This is a genomic window from Myxococcales bacterium (genome assembly GCA_016703425.1).
Classification (GTDB): Bacteria; Myxococcota_A; Polyangia; order Polyangiales; family Polyangiaceae; genus JADJCA01.
Window position 1 is genome coordinate 32,722 of sequence record JADJCA010000007.1, and the last position, 25,791, is coordinate 58,512.

At 69.5% G+C, this 25,791-nt stretch carries 24 protein-coding genes and 1 pseudogene; 17 read left to right on the forward strand and 8 right to left on the reverse strand.

The genetic code is table 11. From position 1 onward, the window contains the following. Positions 1-46: 46 nt before the first annotated feature. Entirely contained in the window at positions 47-1,093 is a 1,047-nt protein-coding gene (locus tag IPG50_12085; protein MBK6692921.1) for a hypothetical protein, read from the forward strand. Further along, a complete protein-coding gene (locus IPG50_12090) occupies positions 1,093-2,082 on the forward strand; it encodes a hypothetical protein (GenBank protein ID MBK6692922.1) in 990 nt (329 codons plus the stop codon). Before IPG50_12085 ends, IPG50_12090 begins: the two co-directional genes overlap by 1 nt. A 14-nt stretch (positions 2,083-2,096) precedes the next feature. Here the strand turns inward: IPG50_12090 and IPG50_12095 are convergent, their stop codons facing one another. From IPG50_12095 to IPG50_12110, 4 genes and pseudogenes are all read right to left on the reverse strand, one after another. Further along, entirely contained in the window at positions 2,097-2,438 is a 342-nt protein-coding gene (locus IPG50_12095; protein MBK6692923.1) for a hypothetical protein, read from the reverse strand. Between the two features lies 1 nt (position 2,439). Beyond that, positions 2,440-2,805, reverse strand: a complete 366-nt coding sequence (locus IPG50_12100) for a CBS domain-containing protein (GenBank protein ID MBK6692924.1) — start codon at positions 2,803-2,805, stop codon at positions 2,440-2,442. 67 nt (positions 2,806-2,872) lie between these two features. Then, positions 2,873-3,892: a cysteine synthase A gene (locus IPG50_12105; protein MBK6692925.1), complete on the reverse strand. Its 1,020-nt coding sequence runs from the start codon at positions 3,890-3,892 to the stop codon at positions 2,873-2,875. A 65-nt stretch (positions 3,893-3,957) separates the two neighbouring features. Then, positions 3,958-4,414 (reverse strand): annotated as a pseudogene (locus IPG50_12110) (peroxiredoxin). A gap of 96 nt (positions 4,415-4,510) precedes the next feature. Between IPG50_12110 and IPG50_12115 the strand changes: the two are divergent. Both IPG50_12115 and IPG50_12120 read left to right on the forward strand, forming a co-directional pair. After that, positions 4,511-4,909 (forward strand): hypothetical protein, encoded by a 399-nt coding sequence (locus IPG50_12115; GenBank protein MBK6692926.1) that lies wholly within the window; start codon positions 4,511-4,513, stop codon positions 4,907-4,909. A 253-nt stretch (positions 4,910-5,162) separates the two neighbouring features. Then, a complete protein-coding gene (locus IPG50_12120; GenBank protein ID MBK6692927.1) occupies positions 5,163-7,352 on the forward strand; it encodes an SUMF1/EgtB/PvdO family nonheme iron enzyme in 2,190 nt (729 codons plus the stop codon). Positions 7,353-7,387: 35 nt separating this feature from the next. Here the strand turns inward: IPG50_12120 and IPG50_12125 are convergent, their stop codons facing one another. Continuing rightward, the gene (locus IPG50_12125) at positions 7,388-8,002 is read right to left on the reverse strand and encodes an NTP transferase domain-containing protein (protein MBK6692928.1); all 615 of its coding nucleotides are present in this window, start codon (positions 8,000-8,002) and stop codon (positions 7,388-7,390) included. 173 nt (positions 8,003-8,175) lie between these two features. Here IPG50_12125 and glgC point away from each other — a divergent pair, with 173 nt between their 5' ends. Genes glgC through IPG50_12140 form a run of 3 tightly spaced genes read left to right on the forward strand, consistent with a single transcriptional unit; the run spans position 8,176 to position 10,498 of the window. Further along, positions 8,176-9,384 carry a glucose-1-phosphate adenylyltransferase gene (glgC, locus tag IPG50_12130; protein MBK6692929.1) on the forward strand — a complete coding sequence of 403 codons (1,209 nt, stop codon included), beginning with the start codon at positions 8,176-8,178 and terminating at the stop codon, positions 9,382-9,384. Continuing rightward, positions 9,384-10,079 carry a metallophosphoesterase gene (locus IPG50_12135; protein MBK6692930.1) on the forward strand — a complete coding sequence of 232 codons (696 nt, stop codon included), beginning with the start codon at positions 9,384-9,386 and terminating at the stop codon, positions 10,077-10,079. The genes glgC and IPG50_12135 overlap by 1 nt, the downstream gene beginning before the upstream one ends. Further along, a complete protein-coding gene (locus IPG50_12140) occupies positions 10,076-10,498 on the forward strand; it encodes a Rieske 2Fe-2S domain-containing protein (GenBank protein MBK6692931.1) in 423 nt (140 codons plus the stop codon). Before IPG50_12135 ends, IPG50_12140 begins: the two co-directional genes overlap by 4 nt. Here IPG50_12140 and IPG50_12145 read toward each other — a convergent pair. Together IPG50_12145 and IPG50_12150 are read right to left on the reverse strand one after the other, a co-directional pair. Beyond that, entirely contained in the window at positions 10,491-12,371 is a 1,881-nt protein-coding gene (locus IPG50_12145) for an IgGFc-binding protein (GenBank protein ID MBK6692932.1), read from the reverse strand. The two genes, IPG50_12140 and IPG50_12145, sit on opposite strands and share 8 nt — an antisense overlap. A gap of 110 nt (positions 12,372-12,481) precedes the next feature. Further along, complete coding sequence (locus IPG50_12150) at positions 12,482-14,209, reverse strand: protein kinase (GenBank protein ID MBK6692933.1); 1,728 nt, start codon at positions 14,207-14,209, stop codon at positions 12,482-12,484. Positions 14,210-14,319: 110 nt separating this feature from the next. Here IPG50_12150 and IPG50_12155 point away from each other — a divergent pair, with 110 nt between their 5' ends. Beyond that, positions 14,320-15,546, forward strand: coding sequence for a metallophosphoesterase (locus IPG50_12155; protein ID MBK6692934.1), 1,227 nt, complete (start codon positions 14,320-14,322; stop codon positions 15,544-15,546). Between the two features lie 16 nt (positions 15,547-15,562). On the opposite strand, the gene IPG50_12160 is transcribed toward IPG50_12155, so the two are convergent. After that, a complete protein-coding gene (locus IPG50_12160) occupies positions 15,563-16,213 on the reverse strand; it encodes a phospholipase D family protein (GenBank protein ID MBK6692935.1) in 651 nt (216 codons plus the stop codon). Between the two features lie 58 nt (positions 16,214-16,271). On the opposite strand from IPG50_12160, the gene IPG50_12165 reads away from it, so the two are divergent. The 9 genes from IPG50_12165 (at position 16,272) to IPG50_12205 (ending at position 25,775) form a co-directional block, all read left to right on the forward strand. Next, positions 16,272-17,090 (forward strand): RNA methyltransferase, encoded by an 819-nt coding sequence (locus tag IPG50_12165; GenBank protein ID MBK6692936.1) that lies wholly within the window; start codon positions 16,272-16,274, stop codon positions 17,088-17,090. A 72-nt stretch (positions 17,091-17,162) separates the two neighbouring features. Next, complete coding sequence (locus IPG50_12170; GenBank protein MBK6692937.1) at positions 17,163-18,800, forward strand: adenylate/guanylate cyclase domain-containing protein; 1,638 nt, start codon at positions 17,163-17,165, stop codon at positions 18,798-18,800. Continuing rightward, positions 18,797-19,420 (forward strand): histidine phosphatase family protein, encoded by a 624-nt coding sequence (locus tag IPG50_12175; protein MBK6692938.1) that lies wholly within the window; start codon positions 18,797-18,799, stop codon positions 19,418-19,420. The genes IPG50_12170 and IPG50_12175 overlap by 4 nt, the downstream gene beginning before the upstream one ends. Before the next feature lie 17 nt (positions 19,421-19,437). Further along, positions 19,438-20,355, forward strand: coding sequence for a tetratricopeptide repeat protein (locus IPG50_12180; GenBank protein ID MBK6692939.1), 918 nt, complete (start codon positions 19,438-19,440; stop codon positions 20,353-20,355). A 3-nt stretch (positions 20,356-20,358) separates the two neighbouring features. Further along, positions 20,359-21,228: a 50S ribosomal protein L11 methyltransferase gene (locus tag IPG50_12185; protein MBK6692940.1), complete on the forward strand. Its 870-nt coding sequence runs from the start codon at positions 20,359-20,361 to the stop codon at positions 21,226-21,228. Beyond that, complete coding sequence (locus IPG50_12190) at positions 21,225-21,965, forward strand: 16S rRNA (uracil(1498)-N(3))-methyltransferase (GenBank protein MBK6692941.1); 741 nt, start codon at positions 21,225-21,227, stop codon at positions 21,963-21,965. Before IPG50_12185 ends, IPG50_12190 begins: the two co-directional genes overlap by 4 nt. 74 nt (positions 21,966-22,039) lie before the next feature. Further along, a complete protein-coding gene (locus IPG50_12195) occupies positions 22,040-23,569 on the forward strand; it encodes a hypothetical protein (GenBank protein ID MBK6692942.1) in 1,530 nt (509 codons plus the stop codon). After that, positions 23,566-24,651, forward strand: a complete 1,086-nt coding sequence (locus IPG50_12200; protein MBK6692943.1) for a hypothetical protein — start codon at positions 23,566-23,568, stop codon at positions 24,649-24,651. Before IPG50_12195 ends, IPG50_12200 begins: the two co-directional genes overlap by 4 nt. Then, entirely contained in the window at positions 24,648-25,775 is a 1,128-nt protein-coding gene (locus IPG50_12205; GenBank protein MBK6692944.1) for a hypothetical protein, read from the forward strand. The genes IPG50_12200 and IPG50_12205 overlap by 4 nt, the downstream gene beginning before the upstream one ends. The last annotated feature ends 16 nt before the right edge of the window (positions 25,776-25,791 follow it).

The following is a 25,791-nucleotide window of genomic DNA, read 5'->3' on the forward strand; positions in this document are numbered from 1 at the left end:
GTCGGGCTCGCCTCGCCCCTCCGGGCGGGTAGCGCTAGAGCTCGCCATGCTGCTCACCCATCGCGTCGATCGAGCCGTTCTCCGCGGCGCGCTCTTCTCCTTGTGCGCGTTGCTGTGGCCCGCGCCCGCGCGAGGCCAAGGGCAAACCAAGACGCCGCCGTCCGCCAGAGTCGAAGTGTCGGCCGATCAAGCGGCGGCAGCGGAGGCGCTCTTCCAAGAGGCGCGAGCGCTCGTGGAGAAGAAGGAGTACGCGGCCGCGTGCCCGAAATTCGCCGAGAGTCAGCGGCTCGACCCCGGCATCGGGACACTGATGAACCTCGGCGATTGCTACGAGAAGAACGGCAAGATGGCGAGCGCCTGGGCCACCTACCGGGAAGCCATCGCCGAAGCGAACCGCACCGACCAGCGGCAACGTGAGAAGGACGCCGCGGTCCTCGCGGCCCGCGTCGAGGCCCGCCTCAGTCGCGTCACGTTGCGCGTGCCCGCGGCGAACCTGCGGCCCGGGCTCAAGCTGTCGCGCGACGGCCAACTCGTCGACCCGGCGCAATACGGCCTGTCGATCCCCATCGACGCTGGAGAACACGAGCTGCGCGCCGAGGCGCCGGGCCACGCCCCCTGGTCCTCGCGCTTTGGCCTGGCGGAGGGCGCGAAGCAGGAGCTCCTGGTTCCGGCGCTCGAGAGGCTCCCAGAGCCCGCCGTCGCTCCCCCTCCCGGCCCCCAACGCACCATCGGCTTCGTCGTTGCCGGCGCCGGCATCGCGACCGTCGCGGCGGGCGGGGTCCTCGGTCTCGTCGCCATGAGCCAGCGCTCGGAAGCGCAACAACTCGGCTGCGACGACGTCGCCTGCTCGACGCTCGAGGCCAAAGACAAGAACGATTCGGCGCTGGGCCTCGCGAACGTGTCGACGGTTCTCTTCATCGCCGGCGGCGTCACGACGGCGGCCGGGGTTGTCTTGGTAGCGACGGCGCCCAAGCGCGGCCCCAGCGCGCCGCCCCCCGTCGGTGGCGCGCCGCCGCCGAGCGCCGCCGCGAGTGCCTTGTGGTTGGGCGCCGCGCGCCGAGGGACCGGCCTGTCGCTGCAGGGTCGCTTCTGATGGTCCGCGGTCTTCGGCGCCTTCCGCGCGCCGCGTTGCTTGTCTTGGTCGCGCTCGGCCTGCCGCTCGCTGCCTGCGCCAGCCTCCTTGATCTCAAGGAGCTGCCGCTCGTGCCGTCCGATGCGTCGCGCGACACGGCGCCCCTGGCGGACGCTTCCGACGGCGCATGCGCACCGCGCGGCCCAAACTTCTGCGAGCAGCTCTGCCCCCCGGCGGACTTCTGCGACGACTTCGAAGGGTCGCGCCTGGGCGCCAAGTGGGTGCCGATCTTCGGCGTGCAGAATCCGATCATCTCCGGCGACGGGAAGATGAGCCTCGCCACCGACACCACCGGGAGCGGCACTCAGTCGCTGCTGGCGGAGGTCACTTCGTCGAGCGATCAGAGCGCCTCGGCGGTGTTGCTTACGGGACTCGACAAGGCCGTGACCGGCCGCAAGCCGCGCGGCCTGCGCGTGGTCCTCGACGCTCATCCACCGGTCGTGGCATGGACCCAAGACGGCGGCACGACGCGCAAGACGCTCTCCTTTTTGGCCGTCGGCAGCCAGGCGGCAAACCGCGGCGTCGGCGTCCTTCTCGTCGACGACGACGCGTCCGGCGATCTGCGCATCGTGCTCCAGCAGCGCGCCCTCGGCGGCGGCGGAGGGCAGATCGATCTGCTGAGTGCGGTGACGGCGAAGGCGACCGACTTCACGCGAAACTGGCTCACCCTGGAGGTGATCGTGGGCACACCGGCGCTCCTCCAGGAGCTCGCGATACCGTGCGCGCTGCCGGATGCCGGCGCCGACGACGCCGGCGTCGACGCGGGGCCCGACGACATGAAGTTCGTCATTAGGCTCGGCGCCCTCGGCACGCGCTGCGCGGCGCTGCGTGAGGAGTTGGTCAGCAGGAGCTGGCTGACGAGCGCGGCCCTCATCGCTGGCGCGGCGATCAGCGATTTCGGCACCGCGAGGGTGTTCATCGACAACGTCGCCGTGACGTTCCTCGATTGAGTCAGCCGCGCGCCTCAACGGCCCATGACGCTGCCGAGCGACAGAGCGGCGCGCACGACGCCAAAGGCGAGGCCCGTCTCCTTGGCGAGCTCTTCGATGGAGGGGCGGCGTCCCAACGACTGGCGGAGACCCCTCGCCGCCACGAGCACCTGCCTAAGCCGGTCCATGCCGCCGCCGACGGGCGGCATGCGCAACGCACCGCCGCGCTCCTCGAAGGAGACGATGAGCTCCTCAATCTCCGCGGCCGTTACAAAGACGGCCGTGACGGCGTCGCCGAAGGCGTCGAAGTCGATGCCGTTCTCGGCGGCGCTCCGCGCCACGAGCGCGTCCCTCAGCTGAGCGAGCTCGTCGCGCAAGTCAGGCCGCGTCCCCGCCGCGTCCGACGAAGTGCCGAATGACATCCATCGGCGTCACGATGCCGACGACGATGCCGGCCCGAACCACGGGCAGGTGATGAATGCGGTGCTGCCGCAAGAGCCGCACGACCTCGTCGGTGGTGGCGAACTCGTCGACCGTCACGACCTTCTCGGTCATGACATCGGCGACGGGTCGATCGAGCCCCTCGCTCAGCATGGCGTGCGCGATGTCGAGCTCACTGAGGAAACCCACGAGCCGATCGTCGCCGCCGACCACGGGGACGCCGCTGAAGCCACCCTCGACGAGGATCTGCGCGATCTCGCGCAGCGTCGCGCTCGAGCGCACCGTCGTGGCGTGCGGCGTCATGAGACCCCTTGCGTGCCCTTCCATCATGAATACTCCGCGGAGAAACCGTCGCTGCTGGTCATGGCGCTCATGGCGACTCGACGAATTCGAGCCCGACAGCCTTTGGGGTGAGTCCTTTGTCGGCGAGCCACGCGGCACCAAAGAGGCGACTCTGGTAGCGGCCGCCTCCGTCGCACAACATCGTAACGATGACCTTGCCGGGGCCCATGGCGCGCGCGAGCTTGACGGCGCCGACGCAGTTGAGCGCGGCCGAGCTACCGACGAAGAGCCCATCGTGTTTGAGAAGGTAGTGGGCCATCTCGACGGTCTCTCGATCGGAGCCGAAGAACGCGTCGTCGAGGCGAGCGCGGCGAAAGTTCGCCGTCTCGCGCATGATGCCGATGCCTTCCGTGATGGAGCTCCCGCTCGTCTCGAAGACGCCCTTCTTGACCCATGAGTAGAGCCCCGAGCCGGGAGGGTCGATGAGCGCCGTGCGAATGGTTGAGCGAAGCTCCTTCAGGTACGCGGTGACGCCGCCGATGGTTCCGCCGGTTCCTGAAGACATGATCACGCCGTCGATCTTCCCGCCTGTCTGGCGCCACAGCTCGGGTCCCGTCGTCGTGTAGTGGGCTTCCGCGTTGGCGGGATTCTCGAACTGGTTCGCCCAGAACGCGTTGGGCGTGGCCTCGGCCTTCGCCCGAGCCACATGGTAGTAGTTCTTGGGATCCTTGAACGGCGCCGGCGGCACCAGCTCGACGTCGGCGCCGAGCGTCCGCAGCAGGGAGATCTTCTCCTCCGACTGGTTGCTCGGCATGACGATGGAGCAGCGGTGCCCACGGGCCGCCGCCACGAGCGTCAGGCCGATGCCGGTGTTCCCCGCGGTGCCCTCGACGATGAGCCCGCCGCCGCCGGCGGGGAGCGCCCCCGACTTCTCAGCGGCGTCGATGATCGCGAGGGCGGCCCGGTCCTTGATGCTCCCGCCGGGATTCAAGTGCTCCGCTTTGGCGAGGATCGTGCAGCCTGTTTGCTCGGAGAGACTCTTGATGCGAATGAGCGGCGTCTCGCCGACGGTCCCGGAGAAACCCTCACGCGCGCCGGTGGCGGTCATCAGCAGACGCTACCTGAAAGGGAGCCGCTGATGAAGGCTGATGAAGAGCGGATCGCGCGGCACGCTCAGAGCGCGTCGAGCGCTTCTTGGACGCCCGAGAGGTGCGCGTTCGCGGACAGCTCGCCCTTGACCACCGCCGCGACCCTTCCGCTCTTGTCGATGACGACGGTCGTACGGCTGATGCGTCCCAGCACCCTGCTGAGAAACCCCGTGGCGCCGTACTGCTTGGCGAGCGAGTGTTCGGGATCGGAAACGAGCGGGTATTCGATCTTGTACGCCGCGGCGAACTTTGCGTGCGACGCGTCGGAGTCGTCGGAGACGCCGAGGATGAGCGTGTCTTTCGGCTGAAGCTCCGAAAACATGTCTCGAAAGCCGCAGGCCTCCTTGGTACACAGGCGTGAAGTCCCCGGGATAGAAGAACAAGACCACGTTCGACTTGCCCCGGTGCTCCGAGAGGCGAAAGGACGCCCCCTCCGTCGTCGTCACGTGAAAGTCAGGCGCCAGCTCGCCGGGTGCAACCATGGCGATCAATTAGTGACGAACCCCGTGAGAGTAAAGGTGACGACACGATTCGGTCAGCTCGAATTGCGGTATACGCAAACATAAGCAGGTGACTTCGTGGCCACGTTGACCGGTTGGTTCGCCCTCGCGTTCATCGCGCTCGCCGCGCTCGTTCCGCTCACGTACCGGCTCCGAGCGAAGCGACGGGCCGCACCCGGCTCAACGGCGATACGCGCGCACGTCGCCTTGGGCGCAGCGACGTCGATCGCGGCCTTCGTGCACACGGTGTCGATGCTCGGCGACCTGGGCGCACCTGGGGCCGTCTCGGGCGGCGCGCTCTCCTTCGCGCCGGGGGCGCTCGCCTTCTTTGTGCTCATGGCGCACAGCGGCGTGGGCCTGCAGCTGCGGCGGCCCGACCTCCGTGACCGGCCAAAAAAGAGACGTTTTCACGGCATCACCGCCGTGACGATCGCGCTCGCCGTGACGCTTCACGTGGTCATGTTGCGGGCGCGTTAGCGCGTAGGGCCACGCATAGCGACGGACAGCGACCCGCGCCCACACGTTAGCGCGCTGGCCTTGCCCCAGGTTCGTTCCCTAGAATGAGCGTCTTGAGCCGTCTTGCGTCGCCCCTTGCGGCAAGCCGTTACCAGCCAACGTTGAGCCGTACCGGTCCCCGGACGGTCTTTTTCCTCGAAACAGGCCCCCGCGTCATCTGGCGCACCCCATGCATGGTGAGGTCCGTGATGCGCGCCATGGTGGAGGACGGACCGTGAGGCGACCGTCTGCGCTCGCCGTCGCGTTCGTCGCTCTCCTTGCGGCGCTCCTGAGCCTCGGCGTGAGCGCCTGCTCCACAGACAAGGCGCCCGACCGGGGCGGCCTCATGGTCATCGTCACCGAAGACGGCCCCCTCGGTCTTGACCGACTGCGCGTGGAGATCAGCGCCGGCGCCACGACACTCAAGGCGTCCGACCTTCGCCTGCCCGACGAAGCGACGCTCCCCACGACCCTTGGCATCGCGTCGAACGGCGACCCGGCGGCGACGGTCCGCGTGTCGGTGAGCGGATTCCGAGGCGGTGCACCGATCGATCGACGGGACGCCATCGTGGAGCAGGTGCCCGTCGATCGAATCGCCGCGTTGACGCTCGTGTTGAGCGCTCGCTGCACGGCGCAGGTCTTCGCGGAAGGCAGCGAGGCGAAGTCCCGCTGCATCGACGGCGAGACCTGCAGCCCCGCCAGCGGCGCGTGCGTCTCGGCGCGCGTCGACGGCGCGACGCTTCCAACCTACGCGGAAGGCGTCGAGAACGAGGCCGGCGTCGGTGACGCGACGGTCAGCGGGCCGCCCGACGCGGGGCCCGACGGCTCCCCCGTTGGCCCGGGCGGATGCACGGCCGACCAGAAGCTCTGCGGGCCGAAGTGCGTCGGCCGCGACGACCCGGCCTTCGGATGCAACATCGCGACGTGTGCCCCCTGCTCCGTCGACAGCAACGCCATCTACGCGTGCGGGGTTGGCGCGTGCCAGCTCACGGGGTGCCAGGCTGGATACAAGGTCTGCGGCGGCAAGTGCGTCGCCACCAATGACCCCACCTACGGCTGCGGCCCCACGGCCTGCGACAGCAACGCTTGCCCCGTGCTCGACGGCGGCTCCGCGACGCTCGTCTGCCAAGGCAACGCGTGCGTCATCGGAACCTGCGGTGCGGCCACGAAGAAGTGCGGCAACAAGTGCGTGCCGACGGACCGCAACAACGGCTGCGAGGCCGCCGCGAGCTGCGTCAGCTGCACCGGGAGCGAGATTTGCGGCGGTGGACCGCCAACGGCGTGCACCTGCGTCCCCGACAACGTGACGCCCTGCATCGGCAAGCAGTGTGGCTCCGTGACCAACAACTGCGGCACGCTCATTTCGTGTGGAAACTGCACGCTTCCTGAGACGTGCGGCGGCGCGAGCGTCCAGTACCAGTGCGGCTGCACCGCCGAGCCCCTCGCCACGACTTGCGCGGCGAAAGCATGCGGCCCCGCCACCAACAACTGCGGGCAGACCGTTTGGTGTCCGAGCAAGTGCTCGAACCTCGAGACGTGCGGCGACAACAACACCTGCATCGCGCCGCCAAGCTGCCTCGGGCTCGGCCCTGGGCAAGCCACCTGCGGCTCGAGCAGCGAAGGCTGCTGCCGGAACACCCTCGTGCCGGGCGGGACCTTCCTCCGGCATAACGGCTTCGACGCGACGATCTCGTCGTTTCGCCTGGACCGCTACGAAGTGACCGTGAAGCGGTATCAGGCGTTCAAATACGCCTGGGTCACCCAAGGCTGGCGGCCCGCCGCCGGCGCCGGAAAGCACCGACACTTGGCCGGTGGGGGCCTCAACGGAGCGGAAGCCGGCTGGGACACCGCGTGGGTGACCGACTCGCTCATGGCCATCACGAGCAGCGACTTCGACTCGTTCCTCGCGTGCGGCTCCAAGGCCGCGTGGGGCGGCGCCGGCGACCTCGCGATGAACTGCGTGTCATGGTGGGAAGCGTTCGCGTTCTGCATCTGGGACGGCGGCTTCTTGCCGAGCGCCGCCGAGTGGAACTACGCGGCGGCCGCCGGCAGCGAGCAACGGACCTTCCCCTGGGGCAGCTACAACTGTGGTTCGTCTTGTGCGAACTCCTGCATCAACGGCGGCGCGGGCGCCTGCCCCTCCGCGGGCGTCCAGGCCGTCGGCTACACCCCCTCGAGCCCAGGAAAGTGGACGCAGTGGGACCTCGCGGGCAACGTCGCCGAGCTCTCGGCGGACCGCCCGCCCTCCGCCACGTATTCGCCGCCGACGCCGTGCGACAACTGCGCCGACATGAGGTCACAGACCAACCGCGTGGCGCACGGCGGCTCGTGGGATGACTACTACCAACACGTCACTGCCTCGTTCGACACGTTCGTGACGGCGCGGTCGGACAAGGTCGGCTTCCGTTGCGCGAGGCTGCCCTAGGAAAACGTCGTCGTCGCGTCGCGACGTCGTGAACGTCAGGCGAAGGCTGGCGGCGCGCCGAACCACCGCTCGAAGTCCGCGGGCCTATCGAGGCGGGACAAGACGGCCTCGTCGACGACGGGAACACGAACGCGCGCCGCGCCTAGCCGCGCGAGGCGATCGCGAAGCGGCGTGGACGGAGCGCGTGCGAGGACGTCGTAGGCGGAGAGCACCGGATGCCCTCCCCGCCCGCCGTGCTCCGGCGTGGCAGCGCGGACGCCGGGACCGAAGGCCGCTCGGAGCGCGTGGTACGTGGCCTCCGCCGCTGGCACCGAGTCGACGGGAAGGACGAACCAGGCGGCGCACGGCGAGGCCACGGAAAGGCCGAGTCGAAGCGACTCCGCCGGCTCGCTCGGCTCGCCCAGGACGAGTTGCGCGCGGTCCTCGAGGGGCGTGCCGTCGACGCGCAAGGACCGCAAGAAGTCCGCTTGCTCGGGCCTCGCGACCAACGTCGGGCGAACGATGCCAACGGCCAGTAGCCGGGTGACATGACGAAGGAGAAGCGGACCTTCTGGCGTCAGGAGGCGGACCTTTGGCCCTCCCATCCGCTCGCCAAGCCCAGCGGCCAAAATGACCGCACCGACGTCGCGCACCCTGGCCTCGCGCATCATGGCATCCCAGGATGCGTGCGGCAGACCGGCAGGTCAACGTCGCGGCAGCCGAGGCCCTCGAAGCCGGGCCGACGCGTGACGAGAAGTTCACGTTCAGCGGACCGAAGTCCGAGGATAGACTCGCCCTTATGGATCTCCCGCTCGCGCCCGTCGACCCGAGCCTCGTCCTCGTGATGATCCTCGCCGGTGGTGAAGGCAAGCGGCTTCACCCGCTCACGGCGGAGCGCGCCAAGCCCGCCGTGCCGTTCGGGGGCCGCTACCGCATCATCGACATCGTGCTGTCGAACTTCGTCAACTCGGGGCTCTTCCGCATCAAGGTACTCACGCAATACAAGAGCGCGTCGATGGAGGAGCACATCGCGCGCGTGTGGCACCTCTCGCCGATCCTCGATCACTACATCGAGGCGATCCCCGCGCAGCAGCGCACCGGCAAGACCTGGTACCGCGGCTCCGCCGACGCCGTGTACCAATGCGAGCACGTCATCCACGACGCCAAGCCGGAGCACGTGTGCATCTTCGGCGGCGACCACGTCTACAAGATGGATGTGCGCCAGATGCTCGCGTACCACGCGAAGAAGGTCGCCGAAGCCACCGTCGCTGTGATCCCGATCCCCAAGGCTCAGGCGTCGTCGTTCGGCGTCGTCGAGGTGAACGCGGAGGGGAAGATCCTCGCCTTTCACGAGAAGGTCGCGGCTCCGCCGACGATGCCGGGCAACGCGGAGATGTGCCTCGCCTCCATGGGCAACTACATCTTTCGCACCGAGGGCCTCCTCCGCGAGATCGAGGCCGACGCCAAGAAGGAGGACGGCAAACACGACTTCGGCAACGACATCTTGCCGAACATGGTCGCGTCGGGGAGGCCGGTCTTCGCCTACGACTTCGCCACCAACCGCGTTCCCGGCGAAGACGCCTACAACACTGGCTATTGGCGGGACATCGGGACCATCGAGGCCTACTGGCGTGCGCAGATGGACCTCATCGAGATCCATCCGCAGTTCAACCTGTACAACCAGCGGTGGCCCATTCGCACCGGTGTGACCAACGACCCGCCGGCGAAGTTCGTCTTCCGCGACGAAGCGCAGGCGCGCGTCGGCATCGCCACCGACAGCATGGTCTCGCACGGCTCGATCATCTCCGGCGGGCGCATCCACAAGAGCGTCTTGAGCGTCGGCTGCCGCATCAACTCCTTCAGCGAGGTTGAAGAGTCGGTGCTCTTCGAGAACGTCGTCGTGGGCCGGCGGGCGCGCATCCGGCGCGCCATCGTCGACAAGGACGTGGTGATCCCCGCGGGGATGGAGATCGGCTTCAACCTCGAAGAGGACAAGAAGCGCTTCGTCGTCGACGGCGGCATCGTGGTGATCCCCAAGCGCGCGAAGGTCTGATGAGCGGACGAACGATCATCGTGGGCGACGTCCACGGCTGCAGCGCGGAGCTTGAAGCACTCCTCGCTCGCGTCAGCTTCGGTACCGGCGACAAGCTGGTCTTCGTGGGCGATCTCGTGGCACGCGGCCCCGACTCCATCGGCGTGCTCGACGTAGCCCGACGCACCGGCGCCATCATCGTGCGCGGCAACCACGAACAAAAGCTCCTCGACTGGCACGTCGGCGACGGACGAAGCTCGCTGGCGGAGACGCACCTCGCCGTCGCCCGAGACATGCGCCCCATCGACTGGACGCTCCTCGAGACGTCGCCCTTCTTCGTCGATCTGCCGGAGCACGGTGCCCGCGTGGTGCACGCCGGCGTGGTGCCCGGCACGCCCATCGAAAAGCAGAAGCCCGACCACTTGATTCACCTGCGCCTCGTCGACACCAAGGCCGACGGTCGCGTCCTTTGGGGCAGCGTCTACGAAGGACCGCCGCACGTCGTCTTCGGTCACAACGCCGTGGAAGGGTTGCAGCTGCACCCGAACGCCACCGGTCTCGACACCGGGTGCGTCTACGGTCGCGCGCTGACGGCGCTCGTCCTCCGCGACGGCGAGCCGATCCCCGTGGACGTCGCGGAGCGCAGAAAGCGGCTCGTGTCCCAACCGGCGGCACGCGTCTACTACGATCCGGCGGCACGCCGTCCCATCCCATGAGCGAGCTCTCGGAGAGCGACGACGTCGTCGTCCTCCTCGTCGGCGCCGACGACGAAGCGCGACTCGACCAAGGGCTCTTTGTCAGGCTCGACCTGCCGCGGCCGCTCGTGTCCGCTTCCGGCGCGCCCTACCAGACGGTCCTCGTCGGCAAGACCCGCCAAGGCTACCGGGCCTACGCCAACCAGTGTCGGCACCAAGCGATCCCGTTGGACGCCCGCGGGGGCACTTCACTCGGCGTCATGAGCGAAGACAAGGCGCACCTCTTGTGCGACTCGCACGGAGCGCTCTACGAGCTGACCGATGGGCGTTGCGTGTCGGGGCCGTGCGAAGGAACGACGCTGGAGTCGATGCCGGTGGCCAGGAGCGGCGCCACCGTCACGCTGCGAATCCGGCGCAATCGCGCGGCACGCCTCACTTGATCGGCGGGGGCTCGTAGATCTTCTTCACGAAGGCGCCGCCGGGGAACGCGTAGACGTCGGCGTCGTCGTAGCCGTAAGCCATGATGCCGAAGGGCCCGGTGCCGCTCATGCGATGCACGCCGCCGGCCACCTTGCAGCGCCGCGCCTCGTAGGTCTTGCCGTCGAGGTCGCCGGCCGGGGCCACGGTGCAGTTGGCTAGCGGCTGCCCGTCGATGGTGATGTTGGTCTTCGCCTCCGTCGAGACGACGATCCAGTTTTCCTTCCAGTCGCCGGGCGACAGGAAGAGGTATTCGTTCCGAGCCTGCTCGACGGGCGGGAAGATCGTGAACGACGGATCGCCCTTCGGGTTTGGCTCCACGTAGTCCTGCGCGATGAGGAACTGCCCCACCAAGATCGGCTCGGTGGCGTCGACGATGACGTCCTTGTCGGTCCAGGTCTCCACGATCTGTCCCGGCAAGATGGTGAAGTAGTCGTAGGGCTTGGGGAGGTTGGTGCGAACGTTGGAGGGCACCGCGGCGCCGACGAAGCGAAGCACGTCGGGCTCGACCCAGTTGGTGTAGTCCGAGTCGGAGCGGATGGGGCTCCGCGTAATGACGAACTTGCGACCGACGGCCTCGAGCGGGGGGAGTTGCTCTTCGAGGTGTTGCTTGCAGCAACCCTTGCTCTGGCCTTCGCTCAGGTTCTTCCAGCTCGGCGGCTCGGGCGCCCCTTCCGGCAGGCCGACGCCAGAGCTCTCGACGCCGCTGAAGACAGCGACCGGCGCGCTCGATTGAATGACGGTGCTCGTGAGGTCGGTGCAGCGATCGCCGACCTTCTTGTTGAAGCACTCCTCCGGCTTCGCGTCGTCGCTCTCGAGGTTCAAGACATCGAAGGGCCCAAGGGTGACCTGAATCGGCTCGCCCTTGTTTGTGGTCTTGATGGGACCGTTGCCCTTGATGCGCCACGACGGGTTCACGGTGACCGTCGTGCCGGGCTTCGTGCCGATGACGGTGACATAGGAGCGCGTCGTCCACGCGATGGGGTTCGCGTAGGGCGTGCCGGCGCCCCAGCCGATGTTGCGATACTTCGTCCCGAGCACCGACGTCGGCAGGAGCAACGACGCGTCGGTGGCGAAGTGGTGCACGAAGTTGTTGAATTGGTAGGCGACGATGGGCGCCGACGCTGTGATGCGGAAGGCGTTCGACGACAGGCACGTGCCCGGCGCGTTGTGATCGTCCTCGCCCTTGCCGCAGTCGACGGCGCGCGGCGGCAACTTGTGCGTGATGAGCTGGCCCGGCTGAAGCGTCGTCTTGAGCAGGATGCGCGGGTTCGGGGGCGCACCGTAGGGCGCGTCGTTCTGTTCGATGGTGACCTCGGCGGGGATCTCGCTGGCGCTCGAGAGCACCACGCCCCAAGGCGACATGGCCGCCGTGGTGATGTCGGTGATGTCGAGGTCGACGGCCCAGAACTCACACCCGAGGTTGGACTGCATCTGGGCGGCCGCGGTGCACGCGTCGGTGCAAAGGCCGCCCTGGCAGACTTGGCCCTTTGACGGATCGCAGCTCGAGGTCTTGTCGCCGGGCTTGCCGTCGTTGGTGCACGCGTGAATGTCGTTGCCCACGCAGACCGTGCCGCCGGGAGCGCACGCGAGGCAGCCCTTGTTGGGGACGCAGACCGTCCCCTCCATGCACGTCTCCGTTCGCGGTTGGCCGCTCGCGTCGCAAACGGAGTAGCCCGCCGGCGTGCACGACCCGCAAATCGATGCGTTGGCTCCGCCGTCGGCACCGTTGGCAGCGAGCGGGTCGCGACCCTCGGAGCCGCAGGCCGCCATGAAGAGGCCCGTGGCGGCGAACGTGGCGAGGGCGCGAAGGAGGGTCGGGGCGTGTTTTTTCATGGGTGCAGTTCCGGAAGCGACCTTCACGTACACCGTCTTTTTTCGATGCCCAGGCCTCCGTCGGGTCTCGATGCGCGGCCTTTTTCGTCTCTCGACGGAGACAGCGTTGGCTACTTCGGCTCGAGGAGCACGGGAAAGGCAACGATTCCATGGGGCGCGCCGGTGGCGCTTGCCGGGAAGTTTGGGTCGTGGGTGGGCGCCGAGGCTCGGAGACGTTCGCCCACGCAGCGGGCCACCGCCGCATCCCCGGCGTTGTCCGCCGAAGGCGCCGCGAGAGAGATCTTGCCCGTCGGCTGAAGAAAGAGGTTCACGACGACAAGCTCCTGGCCGCACCCCGGGCGGCACGCGCCGAGTCGGGGCGCCGCGGCGCGCGCGACGTCTTCGGTCCAACGGAGGTCGGCTTGGCCGATGATCTTTGCTGCACCAACCTTCACCCCCGGCGAGGACGCGATGGCCAGGGGCAACGCGCCGGGGTGCCCGCACGGCGCTGTCCCGTGGGGCGCGCTCAACGCTTCCTTTGCGCTCGGCGTCGGCGTCGGCGCGGGCGCCGCGACGGGACTCACGCGTGGCCCCTGGACGCGCCCCGCCGCGGGCGCCGTCGGGACCGCCGCCACCGTCGACGCCGGCGACACCTGCAGCGTTGGCGGAGCCACTGATGAGGGCGCTGCCGGGACGGCGGCCTCGGGCGCTGCCGCGCTCCGCGGTCCGCCAAAGAAGAACACGGCGACGAGGCCTCCGCCGAGAGCCAGCACCAAGCCGATGCCCAACGCCACGCTCGCGACGAGGCGCGCGGAAACGGCCGAGGGCGATCGGCGTACGCTTTGAACCATCGGCGCCGGCGTGGGCCCCCACGTCGAAGGGGCGGCATGCGAAGGCGCGCCGAAAGCCGCGTGGCCCGTGGGCGGAGCGCTCGCGTGGGCCCCTGCGGCGTGCGGAAGCGAGCGTCCCGTGGGTGCGAAGGAGAGCGCCGCCGGGTCCTCCATCGCGTGGGTGAGCGCGCGGCTGAACTCGTCGGCGCTGGCGAAACGCCGCGACGGCTCCGTCGCGAGCCCGTGCATGATGACCGCCTCGAGCGACGGCCAGAGGTGCGGCGCCACGGTGCGGAGCGAGGGCGGGGCGCTCGTTCTGACTGACACCACGTAGTCCTCGTAGGTGCGCGCGGCGTGCGGCATCGCCCCGCTGAGCATCTGATACAGCACGACGGCGACGGAGTAGAGGTCGGCCCGCCCGTCGGCCTCGTGGGCCGCGCCGAGCTGCTCGGGCGCCATGTAGCCGGGCGTGCCGAGCGCCATGCCGGTGCGCGTTCGGTCCGCGTGATCCGAAGACGCCAGCGTCGCGTCGGTCGCGCGGCTGATGCCGAAGTCGATGAGCCGTGCCCGATCGGTGGGCCGCCCCGGCTCATGGGCGTTGGTCGACCACGCGTCCACGACGATGTTCGAGGGCTTGATGTCGCGATGCACGATGCCGCGCGCATGCACCGCCGCGAGGCCCGCGAGGACCTGCTGCGCGATGTTCACGGCGCGCGCCGGCGGCATCGGGGGCCCCATCAGGTGGCCGAGCGGCGCGCCGGCCGCGAGCTCCATGGCGACGAAGACCTGGCCGCCAGGCCCGAGGCCGCAGTCGAGGACCCGCACGACGTTCGGGTGAACGAAGCCCGCGAGGGCGCGCGCCTCGCGCAAGGTGCGCTCCGTCAGCGCGCCGGCCGGCGTGTGCAAGACCTTGAGCGCCACGATCTCGCCGGTATGCATGTGACGCGCTCGATAGACGCTTCCGAAGCCGCCGGTGCCGAGGACCTCAAGCGGCTGGTAGCGGTCGATGGGCTCGAGCGAGCTGAACATGGCGGGGGAACCTGGTCGGGGGACGAAGCGAGCGTCGCCACTTTCGACGAACGAGAGTACCTTTATCAGGCCTCTCCTCCCAGACTCGCAGGCTCGCAGACTCCTAGCCTATGGCTCGCCCCTTCACGTTCGCCCACGTCTCGGACTTTCACGTTTCGACGTTTGGCGACACGGTGCACGATCGGCTCGGGCGACGAAGACGGAGCGCGCGGCAGGCCGACGTCAGCGACGCCCGATGGGAGACCGTCTGGTCTGAGGCGGGTTGGCGCGTGCTCCACGCCCGCGGCGCGCGCCCCGGCCGCCTCGCCCTCGTCGACCCAGAAGGCTACGCCCACCCGATCCCAACAGAGCGGGCCGAGGGCGCCGGCGCCTCCATCGACCCTGTCGAGCGAGCCGCGGCGCGCGCCTGCCGACTGGAAGGGCGCCGCGCGGTGACTCTCGCCGCGGCGCTACCAACGCCGGGAGCCCTCGACGTTCTCCTCGAGGCGACGCCCACCAACACCAACCTGAGGCTTATTCGCGCAGCGACCTTGGTCGACCAATCCGACGTCGACATGGTCCTCGCCACGGGCGATCTCACGGAAGACGGCGACGGCTACGAGCTCGTGGAGGCGGTCTTTCGACGCTTCCTCGAGGCGGGTCGCTTCGCCGCGATCCCCGGGAACCACGATCTCTACCTCATGCCCTTTTCCGGCACGGCGCGCCCGAAACCGACGCACGCATCGAAGCGGGCGCGCTGGAACGAGTTCGCCGAGGGCCTCCGCCTAGACGTGTCGACGAGCGGCGCCTGGGTGCGTCACATTCCCGAAGGGGACGCCGTCCTCGTGGGCCTCGACTCGTGCGCGAGGCCGCAGCGGCGCTTCTTTCGACACAACGGGGCCGTGGGCCCGACGCAGCTCGGCTTCCTCCGCGAACTCGCCAAGACCGACGCTTGGCGACGAGCGAGGCATCGACTGGTGGCCATTCATCACCACGTCGTCTCGCTGCCCATGGGCGTGGGACGCCGCTCACCGCTCGAGCTCGGCATGCGCCTCGACGACGCGAAGGAGGCCGCAGAGGTCTTCGACGCGTGCGGCGTCACGCTCGTGATGCATGGCCACCGTCACATCAGCGAGGAGCGCATGCCGGCGAAGTCGAACTTCCGCATCCTCGCCTCCCCTTCCCTCACGCTCGGGTGCTTGAGCGGCGACGGGCCTTCGTTCTGGCGCGTCGAGCTTGGCGACCGGGTGCATGCGGAGCGCGTGCGCATTCCCATGGGCGCCGTTCCCACGGCCGACGAGGACGACGACGCGGGCGCAAGCGAGACCGACGGCGACGACATGCTCCTGGACGAATAGGGCGCGTCGCTCGCGGCTACTTTCCCTGCCTGCCGAGCGTATCGATGGGCCTGGGACAGACGCCGCGGAGGCGGCACCCTTTGCACTCGCGGCCGCTCCAAATGGCGTCAAACCGCGCCTGCGCGCGATCGAGCAGTACGTCATCGTCGGTGACGATGCCCATCTCGAAGTTGCGACGGCCGTCACCTTTTGCGCCCAGGCCGGCGCCCGTGAAGTTCGCGCTGCCCAAGTAGAGGTGTCGCCCGTCGATGGCCACGAGCTTCAGGTGGACGCGCGGGCACATGCGCATCCAGTCGCTCTTCCTGCGAAGGAGCGTCGATTGCCGCGCGAGCTCCGCGCGAAAGGGCCTCGACGGCGGCGCGCCGTGCAGGAACCGAAGCTCTACGCCACGCCGAACGAGCCCCGCGAGGGTGTCGAGCATGGAGACGTAGCTTCCGCGGGCGCGCGCACGGGTCCCGACGGGGGCTTCGACGCGCATCTCTTTGACGTTGGCCGTCGCGATCCAAAGCGAGTGTTCAGCCTTCGCGACGAGCTCGGTGACGAGGTGGGTGTAGTGCTCCGCGTCGGCGAGCATTCGAACGCGGACGCTGCGCAGCGGGCCCGAGGTCGGCGCGGCGACGGCGGGGCGCCGGGCAGCCACCTTCGCTGCGGGTCTGCGCGAGGCCATGACGGCATTGGTACCACGCCTTGCTCGGAGCGGGACGCGCTCGGCTATGCTGCGGCGCGTGCCGCTCGTGCCCATCGCCCGCGCCGACGACCCGCGCGTCTCGGGCTACGCGGGAATCCGCGACCGCGATCTCCGCGCCGACCACGACCAATTCATCGTGGAAGGGGAGGTCGTCGTCCGCATGCTCCTCTCGCCTGCGAGCCGCTTCCGAGTTCGCTCGCTGTTCTTGGAGGAGCGACGCGCCGAGAAGCTCGAGGACGCGCTCGCGCGACTCCCCGACGACGTCCCCGTCTACGTCGCGCCCCAATCGCTGATGGACGGCCTCGTGGGGTTCCCCATCCACCGAGGCGTCTTGGCGTTGGCCGACCGCAGAGTCGCGACCGTCGCCGACGCGCTGCCGGTCGACGGCGGTGAAAACGCCCTGGCCGTTGGACTCCTCGGCGTCGTCAACCACGACAACGTCGGCGGCATCTTTCGCAGCGCCGCCGCCTTCGGCGCGAGAGCCGTGCTCCTCGACCCCGTCACCTGCGATCCGCTCTACCGCAAGGCCGTGCGCGTGTCCGTGGGCGGGAGCCTCGTCGTTCCCTTCGCCCGGGCGGCGTCAGAAGACGCGCTCCTCGATGCCTTCGCCGAACGCGGCTTCGAGCTTTTGGCGCTGTCGGCCGACGGGGCCTCGGACATCGACGAGCTCGCCGGGGCGCGGCGCGTGGCGCTGCTCATCGGCGCTGAGGGGCCGGGGCTGTCGCCATCGGTCCTTCGGCGCGCGAAGGGTGTTCGCATTCCCATGCAGCGGACGCTCGACTCGCTCAACGCGTCGGTCGCGTGCGGCATCGCGCTTTTCTCCGTGGCGCGCGCCCTTGGGAAGGCAGGCCGGTAGATTGCGGAGCGACCGCCCTACGCGGGGCAGCGCGAACCGGCAAAGACCCTCGATTTCTGGCATCATCGGCCGATGCCCGTCCGGACCTACGAAGCCACCTCTGTGCTGCCGACCGAGACGCGGAAGCTCGTCCTTCTTCTCGAGCTTCGCGAAGCCATCGACGTCGCCATCGAAGAGGGCATGACGCGGCGCGAGAGCCTCGGCGAGGTTCTGTCGCGCATGTTGCCCGCGGTCTGCGCGAAGGCCGGCGCCGTCGGTGCCTTCGTGGAGAGCTACGGCGAAGACCTGGAGCCTCACGTCTTCGAGTGGCCCGTGGGGCTCGTGATTCCAGAGCGCGCCGAGGTCTTCGCTCGAACGCGCGAAGAGCGGCGCGAGCGCGCCCATGGTGACAGCGACACGCAGGTCGTCGTCGCGCAACACCTCGACGTCGCCGGCACATGGTTCGGCTCCGCCGGCTTCGTCTTCGCGAAAGGCAGCCCCATCGCCAGCGACCTGGACCACGCCTTCGGCCTGCTCAACGCGCTCGCCGAGGTCCTCGACAATTTTCTCTACACGATCCGCGCGGCGCGCGAGCGGCACAACATCATGATGGATCTCGCGCAGGCGCTCCGGCACCGCGTGCTCGGAGAGGGGCTTGCGCTCGCCATATCGATCCTCCACCGAGCCACGCCGCTCGACCGCACGCTCCTCGTGTTCTTGGCCGAGGAGCAGGCGAGCTCGATGCTTCACGTTCAGGTCTACGAAGGCGACAAGCGCATCCTCGACACGATGGACGAGACGACGGCGCGCGGCGACGTGCACGAGCTGCGGCGCCTGGGCCTCAGCTTCTTGCGCGAAGGCAACCGCGACATCCTCGCTCGCTTCGGCATGAAGGACGCCCAAGAAGAGGTCCTCATCAACGGCGTGACGAAGAGCGTCATCGTGGGCAAGGTGGTCGTCGCGTCGGGACGCGGGGCCTTCAACACCTACGATCGCGAGATCCTTGGTGGCTTCGCCGGCTTCATCCGTCAGCGCGTCGTCGACTTCAACAAGGAGTGGCGACGCCTCGCCGCCGCCTTCCGTCCTGACGACGTCTCCCGCCTCATCGGCACCGACGACTACGAGCAGCGCTACCTCTCGCCGCGGGAGGCCGAGGTCGCCATTCTCTACGTCGACATCGCGGGCTTCACGAAGCTGTCGGAAGAGACGCTCAAGACCCCGGCCGCGGTGGCTGAGCTCGTCGAGGTCTGGAGCCGCGACGCCGTCGAGCTGGTGTGGGCCCACGGCGGCGTCTTCGACAAGATGATCGGCGACTGCGTGCTCGCGCTCTTTGGGCCGCCGTTCTATGACGCGACCCCTGAGGAGCGGTTGGCGGCGGCGCTTCGCTGCGCCAAAGACATCCGCGCCATGACGCAGAAGCTCCCCGATCGCCCCGCCTTCGCGCACCTCAAGGAGCAAGGCGTGGCGGTGTCGACGGGCGTGAACCTCGCGCCGCTCTTCGTCGGCGCCTTTGGTCCCAACGCCAACTTCACGGGCTTCTCCAGCGGGATGAACAACACCGCGCGGCTCCAAGGCTGCGCGAAGCGCGATCAGATCCTGGTCATGAACGACGCCGTCGCGCGGCTCGGCGACGCAGCGAAGCCTGGCGGCGAGTTCGCCTTCGGCGACGTGCAGTCGGCCTCCGTGAAGAACGTGGCGATGCCGCTCCAGTTCCGGGACCTCTTGGGTTGAGCCGAGCTCCGTCGCGCATCTACCTCGTTCGCCACGGCCAGACCTCCTGGAACGCCGAGGGCCGCGCGCAGGGTCACACCGACATCCCGCTCGACGAGACGGGCACGAGGCAAGCCGAACGCGTGGCGGAGGCGCTCGGCACCGCCGGTGCCACGTCGGTTTGGAGCAGCGATCTTTCGCGCAGCCACGCGACGGCATCGGCCGTGGCTCGCAGCGGCTCGCTCCCGCTCCGCGTCTTTCCGGCGCTGCGCGAACGTTGTTTCGGCGACTGGGAGGGGCAGCCCTTGGCCGAGCTGCGCCGAAGGCTCGACGCCGAAGCAAGAGACCGCGGCGTGGCGGCGTCGTTGGTACGGCCACCGGGCGGCGAGTCGCTCGCCGACGCCTGGGCGCGCGTTGAACCGGTGGCCGCGACGCTGACCCAGGAGTCGGTGGAAGGCGCGAGCGTCGTCGTCGTCTCCCACGGCGCCATTTCGTCCCTGCTGCTCGCGCAGTTGATTCACGGAACGCTCGAGACGGCGCGCAGCTTTCGGCCGCAAAACGCCTCGATCACCGTGCTTGAGCGCCGCGAAGGCGGGGGCCTCCGGCTCGTCCGCTACGACGACGTGACGCACCTGTCGTGATAAGCTCCGGCTCCTTCGTGCGCTCCCTTCGCGTCATCACCTTCGCGGTCCTCGTGGGCACGTCGCCGGGCCTCCTTCTGCCGAACGTCGCCTTGGCGGCGCCGCAGAAGGCGGGCGCTGCGGCCGCCCCCGCAGCCTCGGGCGATCTGGTCACTCGCGGACGCACGCTCTTCGACGATCAGAAGTACGAAGAGTCGATTCAGGTGCTGTCGGGCGCGTTGGTGCGACCCGGCAACGACCGCGACACGCAGATTGAGATCCATCGCCTGCTCGCGTTCAACTACATCACCCTCGGCCGCAAAGACGAGGCGGAGAGCGCCATTCGCGGCCTCCTGGTCGTCGACCCCACCTACGCGCTCCCCAAGAAGGAGTCGCCGCGCTTTCGTGACGTCTTCACCGCCGTTCGCGCGGCATGGGAAGCGGAGGGCCGGCCCGGCCTCCCAACCGACGCGCCGACGCCAACGCCCATCAGCTTGCACCACACGCCGCGCTCCGAGGTCGAGGCGGGCACGCTCTTGCCAGTGACCATTCGCATCGAAGACGACGGCGAACGCGTCAAGGAGGTCCGCGTCTACTACCGGACCGGCGCCACGGGAGGCTTTCAAGAGCTCACGGCCGAGCTCCGCGGCAAGACCGCGCGGGCGCTCGTCCCGGGCCCCGCCGTGCAGCCGCCGTCGCTCGACTACTTCGTCACGGCCCTCGACGCCGAAGGCAAACCGGTGGCGACACGCGGCGACGAGACGGGTCCGCTGCGCGTCGTCGTCCCCGAGGCCAGCAAGGGGTGGGTCCTCCCGGTCGCCATCGGCGGCGGCGTCTTGGCCATCGGCGCTCTCTTCGGCGGGCTCGCTCTCGCGGGCGTCTTCAAAAAGTCGCCGTTCGGCGCGCCCTCGCCTCCCTCCCGCGACGCTGTCGTGAGCGTCACCATCCGCGAGTAACCCATGACCGGCCCGAGCGCCCGCCCCGTCTTCCCCTTCCTTCACATCGACGTCGACGCCGCCGCCGCCGACGAGGCGAGCGCGCTGCTCTTCGAGCTCGGTGCGCTCGGCGTCGAAGAGCGCGACGCTTCGACGCTCGTCAAGGGCGCCGCGGCGGACACGACGACGCTCGTCGCAAGCTTCGGCGACCGCGCGGCCGCCGACCTCGCGTTGGCCGCCATCGACGAGTCGCTGAACCCACGCATCGAGGAGATCGTTGGCGACGAGTGGCGCGACGAGTGGAAGAAGCACTTCAAGCCGTTCGCGCTGTGTGACGACGTGGTGGTCAGGCCGCCGTGGGAGGCTTACGAGGGTCCGCACGTCCCGCACGTCCTTGAGCTCGAGCCGGGCCGCGCCTTCGGCACCGGCCTTCACGAGACGACGTCGCTCGTGGCCACGATCCTCGCCAAGCGGCGCGCCGAGGTCTCCGGCCACCCGCTCCTCGACGTCGGGTGCGGTAGCGGAATCCTCGCCATCGTGGGGCTCGTCTTTGGCGCCAAGAGCGCGAGGGCCATCGACAACGATCCCGACGTGATCCCCGTGGCGAAAGAGAACGCTGAGCGCAACGGCCTCTCCGACAAGCTCACCGCCGACACGACGTCCGTCGAAGCCATTCATGAACTTTACCCCGTGGTCGTCGCCAACATCGAAGCCGACGTGCTCATTCGCCTCGCGCCGGCGCTGCTGCGCGTGACGGCGAGCGGTGGTCTGCTCGTCTTGTCGGGCATCCTCGTTCCGCAAGCCGACCGTGTGCGCGCGGCGTTCCCGTCGCTCACGCTCGAAGAGGGCCCGGTCAAGGGCGAGTGGACGGCCCTCGCGTTTCGAAAGAAATGACCCTGCGCGTCCCCGTCGTCGGCCTCGCCGAGGGGCGTTCGCGACCGACGCCGGAGCTGCTGCGCTACGTCAAGGACGTGCACCGGACGAGACCGGAGGCCGTGTTCACGGTCTTCGATCCTGCGCGCGCCGTCGAGGCCGACGCCACGCTCGCAGCCGACGGGCGAGAGGCCTGGCTCGTGGTGGGCGCGCTTCGGCCCGCCGCCGTCCGAGGGCGAGTGCCGCTGGTGCTCGTGCAGGGCCTCGCCAAGGGCGATAAGTGCGACGCCATCGTGCGAGACGCGGCGGAACTTGGCGCGAGCGAAGTTCGCTTCGTCGTCACCGCGCGCAGCGTCGCGAAGCCCGATGACGCCCGCAGCAAGGCGCGCCTCGACCGGTGGCGGCGGATCGCCATCGAGGCGGCTCGCCAAGCGACCCGCGGCGACGCACCGCGCGTCGAGTTGCACGGGGGCCTCGGCGACGCGCTCGAGGCCTTGACCGAGGGCAGCGCGCGCTTCGTGCTCGATCCGGCCGCCCCGCGCCGCCTCGGCGGCGACCTCTCGCGCATCCTGTCAGAGGGCGCGCCCGACAGCGGCATCGCCCTCGCCGCCGGGCCCGAAGGCGGCCTCGACGAGGGCGAGCTCCAGCTCTTCGAGCAACACGGCTTCCAAAGGCGCGCGATTGGTCCCTTCGTCTTGCGAACGGAGACCGTCGCGGCAGCCATCTTGGGCGCCGTTCGCGTGCTCGCGCGAGACTGAATCACGACGCCGGGAGAGCTCGCGGCGATGTGGCGCCGCATTCGCCTTGGCGCCGTGTGGTAGGCTCCGTCTCCGTGCTCGAGCGCATCGCGCTTCACCAGACTCGCCTCCGCGCGCCGGGCCTCGGCGTGGACGCGCGCGGCGTGGCGCTCGGCACCAAAGGTCTCGTGCTCCTGCCGACGGTGGACCGACTCGTCGCGCTCCTGGCCATCTACACGCGCGAACAGTCGCTGGAGGCGATCCTCCCGTCGGTCGCGCTGCGCGTTGTTCGCTCGAAGCTCGGCACCCGCGAGATCGTCCTCGAGATGGCCGCCGAATCGAGCGACCGCATGGATCGCGTCGCCGAGGCGGCTCGCTTGGTCCAAGGCTTCGCGTTCACCGGCACGAGTCGCCACTTCGTCCAGTACCGCGACGCGGCCGCGCCCTTTGGCTACGACGCGCACGAGCTCATGGCGTCGAACATGCCGCTCGTCCTCTACCACGACCGTTTCACGCAGGAGTACGAGGTCGAGCGCGATCTCGATCTCAAGGCGCTGCTCATGCGGCTCCATCTCGAACGCGATCCCCCCTCGCTCGCACAACCGGGCCTCCGCATCATCGTCGCCGAGCACGGCTTGAGCGCCGCGCTCATCCACTACTTGGTCCGTTCACGTGTCGAAGGCGAGGTCGCCGCCTGCGAGTGGCCCCCGGCGTCGGCGTTTGATGATGGCCCCACCCGCCGCATCGTCGTGCGCGTGCCAGACCTGCCGCCGCGCATGTTGCCCTTGCTCGGTCACACGCCGGGCCTGTCCACGTTCCTGCCCGCGGCGCCGGGCGTCTTTGTGGAAGCGGGCTTTCGCCATCCCATCGAGCTTCGCGCCTGCCCCGTCTTCGACGCCGGGGGGCTCGTCTTGATGCGGGGCCGCGGCGAAGAGCCGTGGGCCCTTCCGCGCGTCCCCGTCATGGGCGACCTCCGCGCCTTCGCGCGCATCACGCTGCGCGACGCGAACGACGGCGCGCTCGCTCAAATGGCGGAGCGCAGCACGACGCCCGACGTGGTCCGGGTTCCGCTGCGTGTGTTGCCCTCGCTGGCGCCCTGGCGGCGCGTCACGGTGACCTGGGTCGCGCCCGCCGACATGGCGCTCTTGCGGCGCGTGGCCTACGCGCTGCCGCGAAGCGTCGTCGCGGCGACGCGCATCGCGCACACGAACAAGGGCGCGTTCCTTCACACCGAGGGCGGCGTGGAGAACATTCCCGTCGGTACCTTCTTCTCGGAGCTTCACCCGAACCTCTTCGTCGCCGCGGGGTTCGACGTTGTCCCGCAGGTCGCGCCCGAAGTGCTTGTCCGCGCCATGGGCGTGCCGCCGGGCACCCGCGTCTTGCTCACTGGCGACGGCAACGCGTTGGGTGTGCCCATCGAAGCCTTCGGACCGCTTGAAGATACGCTCCTCGACGGGGCTGGCTTCGAGCCGCTGACGGCCAACGCCGTCGCCCGCACCCTCGAGCTCTCGGCCATTGAGCTCGCCATCGATCCCATCGGGGCGCTGCCGCTCCGCGGCACCAAGCCGGTCGCGAGCGCGCCGCCGGCGCTCCCCGAGCGCGCAGGCGCGGCCGAGGACGAGTGAGCGCGCCGGTCGCCGCGCGCGTCTACCGCGACATCGTCTCTCCGTTGGTTCTCGGCGGCGTCGTTCGTCCCGGCCGTCCTCTCGGCGGCGACGCCATCGCGCGGCTCTTTTTGCAGGCTGACGCCGTCGACGCCGACCTGCGATCGAGAACCGACCTCGGCCGAGTCCAGGTGGCGCGCTCGCTCGTGCCCATCGACCTGCTCCCGGAGGCGTCGGCCGGTGATTGGAGCCTCTTCGGCTGCGTTCACGATTGGCTCGCCGCCGCGAGCCCCGAGCTCACCACGCTCTATCCGAGGCGCCCCGCGGAGCGGCTCCTCGAGATGATGGCTGCGGCGCTCGCGCTCGTGGCGCCCCCCAAAGACGTCCTCGCGGCGCTCTCGCGCCACACCTACCTGTCGCGGCTCTTTGAGCTGCACCGGAAGGACGTGCGCGTCTCCTTCTGGGCTGGCTCGCGCGTGTTTCTCGGCACGAAGCCGCCGGAGCGTCTGCTCGCCTGGCCGTCGGTGCGGCGCGTCACGAGCGAGACCTTCGAGCGCGAGCTCGCGGCGCTGCCTGAGCACGGCGGACACGTCGACAAGGAGCGCTGGCTCGAGCTCCTGGAGCAGATGTTGCGGTCGTCGCCGCTCACCGACCTCGCGACCCTCACGCGAGGGGCGCCGGACTTCAAGTGGTCGCGCGAATCGCTCGGCCTCGCGTCGACGGAGTTCGGCCGGCGCCTCGTGGTCCGCAGCCTGCGGGCGCAGCGCACCGACGCGGTCCTCCGGGCCGTCGGGCGCGCGACGCGTTTGCTCCTCCTCGGTGAGGCCTTTCGTGCTGTGGCCATCGCCGTCGATGTCCTCCAAGACCTGCTCTTGGCTTACGCCGTCGACGCATCTCCGCACGATTGGCAGGTTCTCGTCGCCGACGCGGGCCGTTCGAAGGATCTGTTCTTCGGCCTGGCGCTGGGCTCGCTCGCGGCCGAGGAGGCCGCCTCGAAGGGGCTCTCGTCGCACGACGCAGAGGTGGCGTTGGCGCGGCTCCTGCCCATCGCGCGTTCAGAAGAGGCGCGCGCTCTCATCCCCGCCGGTGCGACGGCGCCGTGAGCCGCGACGCCCGCCGACACGCGGCGACGCCGCGCATCGTCGCGATGACGGCGCTGGCGGCCGCTGCCTGCGCGCGCGAAGCCCCCACTCCGGCGCACGCAGGCGTTTGGCCACCGACCGCACCGGCGGCGATGGCCCCCGCGCCGCTCGAGAGCCCAGCAGCGAGTCGCGCAGCGGCCGACGGCGGCGCTCCATTTGTCCTGGGCTACAACGAAGCCTGGTTCAGGAGCCACTACGGCTCCGATCTCACGCAGCACTTCGATGAAGCGTACGTCGCCGCCACCTTCGCCGGCATCGGCGCCGCCGGCGGCAGCGTCGTTCGGCTCTGGCTCTTCGAGGGACTCGAAGGCATCACCCTCGGCGACCACGCGCCGACCATTGTCGGCATCGACAGCCTGTTCCTTCAAAACCTAGCGATCACGCTCCGCCATGCGCGTCGCCTGAAGCTGTCGGTGTACCTCACGGCGCTCGACGGCAACCACGCGCCGGCCGAGGCGGGCCCCTTGCGCGTGCTCTACGGACACCTCTTTCGTGGCGGGCACGGCGAAGCGGCGGCCTACGAAGAGCGCGTCTTGGCGCCGCTCTTGGGCCTCTTGGCCTCGCACCGCGACGTCATCTACGGCCTCGACCTCATCAACGAGCTGCAGGCGCCGAGGAAGCGCGGCTATTGGCCCGACGGCAACAGCGGCGCGCGCGAATACGTGCGGCGGACGGCGGCGTTCGTCCGCGCGGCTGCGCCTTGGCTGCGTGTCACGGCGAGCTCGGGCCACGAAGGCGGCGCCGCTGACCTCGCAGGCGGGCTCTTCTCGGGTCTCGGACTGTCGTTCTACGACCTGCACGCCTACGCCGACGACGGCGTCATCGGAGGCGCCGACGCCGTCTGTCGGCGGGCGGCCCACGACGGCGTCGCCGTCGTGCTCGGTGAATTCGGGCAGAGCTCGCGCGTCGACGACGATGCCCTCCAAGCGCGCGTCGCGTCGGCGTTCGTGCGCGCCGCGCGCTCGTCGTGTTTGCAAGGCGCGCTCGCGTGGCGCTACGACGCCCACGAGCGCTGGTGGGGCTTCGTACGCGCTGACGGGGACGCGCGCCCCGCGACGCAAGCGATGCGCGCGCTGGCTCCTTAGGAGCGCCCACTCACGC